The organism is Myxococcus sp. CA039A (assembly GCF_013336645.1).
Lineage (GTDB): Bacteria > Myxococcota > Myxococcia > Myxococcales > Myxococcaceae > Myxococcus > Myxococcus llanfairpwllgwyngyllgogerychwyrndrobwllllantysiliogogogochensis.
Genome location: NZ_JABUMQ010000500.1, coordinates 1 through 5368, shown reverse-complemented (window position 1 = coordinate 5368; position 5368 = coordinate 1). Strand labels below are relative to the sequence as shown.

5 protein-coding genes are annotated in these 5368 nt (G+C 69.6%); 4 read left to right on the top strand and 1 reads right to left on the bottom strand.

What is annotated here, in order from left to right; genetic code table 11:
* Positions 1-128 precede the first annotated feature (128 nt).
* The 4 genes from HR086_RS44370 (at position 129) to HR086_RS44355 (ending at position 4676) form a co-directional block, all read left to right on the top strand.
* Positions 129-1808, top strand: a complete 1680-nt coding sequence (locus HR086_RS44370) for a DUF1592 domain-containing protein (RefSeq protein WP_373564442.1) — start codon at positions 129-131, stop codon at positions 1806-1808.
* Complete coding sequence (locus HR086_RS44365; protein ID WP_174468659.1) at positions 1805-3151, top strand: DUF1552 domain-containing protein; 1347 nt, start codon at positions 1805-1807, stop codon at positions 3149-3151. Before HR086_RS44370 ends, HR086_RS44365 begins: the two co-directional genes overlap by 4 nt.
* Positions 3152-3222: 71 nt before the next feature.
* Positions 3223-3876 (top strand): CAP domain-containing protein, encoded by a 654-nt coding sequence (locus tag HR086_RS44360; protein WP_141645453.1) that lies wholly within the window; start codon positions 3223-3225, stop codon positions 3874-3876.
* 71 nt (positions 3877-3947) lie between these two features.
* Positions 3948-4676: a CAP domain-containing protein gene (locus HR086_RS44355; protein WP_174468658.1), complete on the top strand. Its 729-nt coding sequence runs from the start codon at positions 3948-3950 to the stop codon at positions 4674-4676.
* A gap of 9 nt (positions 4677-4685) precedes the next feature.
* Here HR086_RS44355 and HR086_RS44350 read toward each other — a convergent pair.
* On the bottom strand, positions 4686-5368 hold a 683-nt coding region (locus tag HR086_RS44350; protein WP_174468657.1), incomplete at its 5' end, for an alpha/beta hydrolase.

Below are 5368 nucleotides of genomic sequence, written 5' to 3'. Positions count from 1 at the left end.
CCCCACCCGTCCACCTCGCCCCCCAGGTCGCCCTCCGCGTTCACTGTCCAGCGCGATGCCTTGGTGAGCGTCTTGCTTTGCCCCGACCGGATTCCGCCAGGCGCGGCGCTGCGAAAGGGGTTGAGGACGTGACTTCCAGGCCTCACGAACGAAGGCTCGGGCACTGGCTCGCGAGCGCGGGCTGCATGCTGCTGCTCGCCGGCTGCAAGGGCGACTCACTGCCCAAGGCTCGCGTCCTCCCCGACCAGGACAATCCCCACACCCAGAATGACGAGTGCGAGAACGTCTCCGGTGACCCCGGCCGCGTCACCCTGCACCGCCTCAACCGCGCCGAGTACGACGCCACCGTGCGCGACCTGCTGGGCGACACCACCCGCCCCGCCCGCGACTTCCCGACCGACGACCACGGCTACGGCTTCGACAACAACGCGGATGTCCTCAGCCTGTCTCCCCTCCTCCTGGAGAAGTACGCCACGGCGGCGGAGAAGCTCGTGGAGACCGCCTGGGCCCAGGGCAAGCTGCGCACCTGCGCACTGGACGCCATCAATCCCGAGCCCTGTGCCCGCGACATCGTCTCGCGCTTCGCTCGCCGCGCCTGGCGCCGCCCCGTGACTTCCGAGGAGGTGGACCGGCTGCTGCGCGCCCTCACGCTCGCGAAGCAACAGGGAGACACGCCCGAGGCAGGCGTGAAGCTCGCCCTGCGCACAGTGCTCGTGTCGCCCCACTTCCTCTTCCGCGTGGAGAAGGACCCGGAGCCGACCTCCGCCACGCCGCGCCGGCTCGACGACTTCGAGCTGGCCAGCCGCCTCTCCTACTTCCTCTGGAGCAGCATGCCGGACGAGCCGCTCCTCCAGGCCGCCGAGCAAGGCAAGCTGCGCACGCCCGCGGAGCTGGAAGCCCAGATGCACCGCATGCTCGCGGACCCGAAGGCCCAGGCCCTGGTGAGCAACTTCGCGGGACAGTGGCTGTTCACCCGCGCGCTCGACTCGGCGGAGCCAGACCCCGCGCTCTACGGCGCCTTCAACGAGAAGCTGCGCGAGGCCATGCGCCAGGAGACCGAGCTGGTCTTCCAGGAGTTCATCACCGGCGACCACAAGCTGAGGGACCTCATCGACGCGCCCTTCACCTTCGTGAACGACGCGCTCGCCACCCACTACGGCCTGCCCCCACCCGGCAGCGGCACACCGCGACGCGTGGACCTCTCCGGTCATCCGGAACGCCAGGGCATCTTCGGCCACGGCTCACTGCTCACCGTCACCTCCAATTCGGACCGCACCTCGCCCGTGCAGCGCGGCGTCTGGGTGCTGGAGCAACTGCTGTGCTCCGCGCCGCCACCGCCGCCGCCGAACGTGGAGGGCCTGCCGCCCCCCGTGAATCCTCACATGACGATGAAGGAGCGCATGGCGCTGCACCGCAGCCTGCCCCAGTGCCAGGGCTGTCACCGGATGATGGACCCGCTGGGACTCTCGCTGGAGAACTATGACCCCATCGGCCGCTGGCGGCTGAACGAGGTCAGCGGCGCGCCCGTGGACGCCACCGGAGACCTGCCCGACGGCACCGTGCTCAACGGCAGCGTGGACATGCGGCGCTTCATCAAGGAGGACCCGAAGCTGCCCTCCTGCTTCACCGAGCACCTGCTCACCTACGCGCTCGGCCGAGGCATGGCGGAGGCCGACCACTGCGCGGTGAGGGAAATCGCCGCGACGGCGGAGGCCAGCGGCGGACGCCTCAGTGACTACATCCTCGCCATCGTCCTCAGCGACCACTTCACCTCCCGACGGGGAGACCCGGAGGCCCAGTCACCATGAGCAAGAAGCTGTCACTGTCCCGTCGGACCCTGCTGCGCGGCGCGGGCGCGCTGATGGCGCTCCCCCTGCTGGAGCGGATGGTGCCCGGCACCGCGCGCGCCGCTGAGGCCCTGCCCACCGCCCGCCGACTGGCGGTCTTCTACGTGCCCAATGGCATTCACATGCAGAAGTGGACACCGACAGGCACCGGCGCCACCTGGGAGCTGACGCCATCGCTCCAGCCGCTGGCGCCCGTGAAGAGCGACGTGCTCGTCATCAGCGGGCTCGCCAACGACTCCGGCAGGCCGGACGGAGACGGGCACCACGCCGCGGGCACCGCCGCGCTCCTGTCCTGCACCAAGGCCTTCAAGACGGAGGGCACCGACTTCCACGCGGGCATCTCCATGGACCAGGTCATCGCCAACCACCTGGCCCAACAGAAGGCCACGCGTTATCCCTCGCTGGAGCTGGGCAACGACGCGGGCCGAGGCATCGGCAACTGCGACTCCGGCTACGCATGCCCCTACGCCAACAACATCTCCTGGGCAGGGCCCCGCACGCCCATGGCCAAGGAGGCTCGCCCCAAGGCTGTCTTCGACCGACTCTTCGCGGGCGTCGACCCCGGGACGACGCAGGCCCAGATAGAGAAGCGCCGCGCCTACGGCCTGAGCATCATCGACTTCGTTCGCGAGGACGCCACCACGCTCCAGAAGCAGCTCGGCGCCACGGACCGCCGCAAGCTCGATGAGTACTTCACCAGCGTGCGCGATTTGGAGAAGCAGATGGAGTCCCTGGGCCAGCAAGGCATCACGTGTGGAAGCCAGGTCGCCCCCAGCGAAGACGAAGACCCGCGCACCAAGACGAAGGCGATGATGGACCTCATCGTCCTCGCCTTCCAATGCGACCTCACCCGCGTCGCGACCTTCATGATGGCCAACGCGCGCAGCAACAAGGTGTATGGCTTTCTGGGACTCAGCGGCGGACACCACGCCTACTCGCATCACCAGTACGTCCAGTCCAACTACGACGCCCTGGCGCGCATCGACCGGTGGGAGGTGGAGCAGTACGCCTACCTCGTGCGGCGTCTGAAGGAGTCCCAGGATGGACCAGGCGCGTCGCTGCTCGACAGCTCGCTGGTGTACTTCACCAGCGAGGTCGAGGACGGCAACGCGCACATCCACCGGAACCTCCCCGTGCTCCTCGCGGGCAAGGGGGGCGGAGCCGTCGGAACGGACCGGCATCTGCGCGCACCGGGCATGCCCATCGCGAACCTCTACATCTCCATGATGCGGGCCATGGGCGTCCCCAACGTCACCACTTTCGGCGCGGATGGCACGGGCGAGCTGGCGGGGCTCGGGGGGTAGACGCCGACCTCGCGAACGCGGGGATTCAACGTCACATGCACGCGTGGGAGTCCTGACGCATCATTCTCGTCATGCGTCCGTCTCCCCTCGCGCTTCGCTGGCCTCTCCTTGTCCTGCTCGTCCTTCCGCTCAGCTGCGTCCCGGCCACCTCCAAGTCGGGGCAGCGCAAGTCCTCGACGGCCCCGCGCGCCGCGACCACCGCGTCCCGGGGGCAGCAGACGTCCGCGCGCGGCACGCCCCAGGAGTCGCGCCCCACGCCGTCCCCCGCGAAGGACTTCGCGCGGGACATGGTGGAGGCGCACAACGAGGCCCGCGCGCAGGCCCGGCCGACACCGAAGCCTTCGCTTCCGCCGCTCGTCTGGTCCGAGGACGCCGCGCGACAGGCCGCCTCGTGGGCGAAGGCGTGCAAGTTCGACCACAACCCCGACCGGGGTGACTTCGGGGAGAACCTGGCCGCCGCCACTCCGGATGCGTGGGGGACACGACAGGTGGTGAAGAGCTGGGCGGATGAAGTCGCGGACTACGACCACGCGCGCAACACCTGCAAGAAGGGCAAGGTGTGCGGCCACTACACGCAGGTGGTGTGGCGCAAGACGGGCGCGGTCGGCTGCGCCACGGTGCTGTGCAAGAAGAACTCGCCCTTCGGCAGCCAGTTCCCCACGTGGCAGCTCTGGGTGTGCAACTACACGCCGCCCGGAAACTTCGTCGGACAGCGGCCCTACTGAGTCGGGCTGCCCGCGGGTACGCGGTCCGCACACCCTTTCGGACGTGGCGAGGGCGGCGGATAATCCGCGCCATGAACCGCTCCCTCGTCCGACCTCTGCTGACCTGCGGTCTCCTCGTGGCCTGGCTCGCCGGTGCCGGCTGCGGCTCGGATGAGCCGGACGATGACGGCCCGGACACCGAAGACTCCGGCACACCTGACTCGGGTTCCGGTACGCCGGACTCCGGTTCGGGCACACCTGACTCGGGCTCTGGTACGCCGGACTCTGGTTCGGGCACACCCGACTCGGGCTCTGGTACGCCGGACTCTGGTTCGGGCACACCCGACTCGGGCTCTGGCACGCTGTCGCCATTCGCCCAGGACATGCTCGCGGGACACAACGCCACCCGCGCCGCCGCACAGCCCACGCCGAGCCCCGCGCTGGACCCACTCACCTGGGACACGGCGGCGGAGAACGTCGCGAAGGCGTATGCGGCGAAGTGCAAGTTCGAGCACAACCCCGACCGTGGCAGCTACGGCGAGAACCTCACCGCCGCCACGCCGAACTCCATGTCCACCCGGAACGTGGTGGAGGGCTGGAGCAGCGAGGTCAAGGACTACAACTACGCGAACAACACGTGCACGAGCGGCAAGATGTGCGGCCACTACACGCAGGTGGTGTGGCGCAACACGAAGCGCGTGGGCTGCGCCACGCAGGTGTGCACGATCAACTCGCCCTGGGGCAGCCAGTTTCCCACGTGGCAGCTCTGGGTCTGTAACTACGCGCCCCCGGGCAACTACTCGGGCCAGCGGCCGTACTGAGTCTGGCCCTCAGCGCTCCAGCGCGCGAAGCCACGCGGAGAGGGTGTCGAGCGCATCGCTCGTCACCACCTCCACTCCCGGCTGGTCCTCCCGCGCCGGCTCCGCGAGCCAGTGGTCCGCGCGAGCAATCACCTTCACCAGCGCCCTTCCCGGCGCGCCGGGCCGCAGCTTCAGCCCGCGATTCAGCGCCCGCGCCGTGAGCGAAGCGGGCGTCGTCTCATCGCGCTCGCCCAGGAGCGCGAGCACCGGCCCGCGCACCCGCCGCAGGTCCTCCGCCGCGTCGTAGGACAACACGTTGCGCCACATCTTGCGCTGCACGTCCAGGAAGCGCGCCACCGGCAGGCCCTTGAAGGGCGGCATCGCCGTCACCGCGTACCAACGCTTGCGCTTGGCCCGCTGGAGCTGGAAGTCGAGCGTCTTCAGCGCACGCGCCGCGCCCTCGTCCGTGTACAGGCGCGCGTCGTACAGCACGTCGAGGAACTCCGTCAGGTCCACCAGCTCCGGCCCCGTGAGGCCCCGCCGCCGACCCTCGTTGCGCATGCGGTGCTGCTCCTGCTTCCACACCGCGCCGCCCCCTCCGGACACCAACACCAGGAAGCCCACGTCCTCCGGCGCCTGCGCCGCCGCGCTCACCGCCGTCCACGCACCCTGGCCAAAACCCATCAACCCCACCGCGCCACCCGGCGCCACCC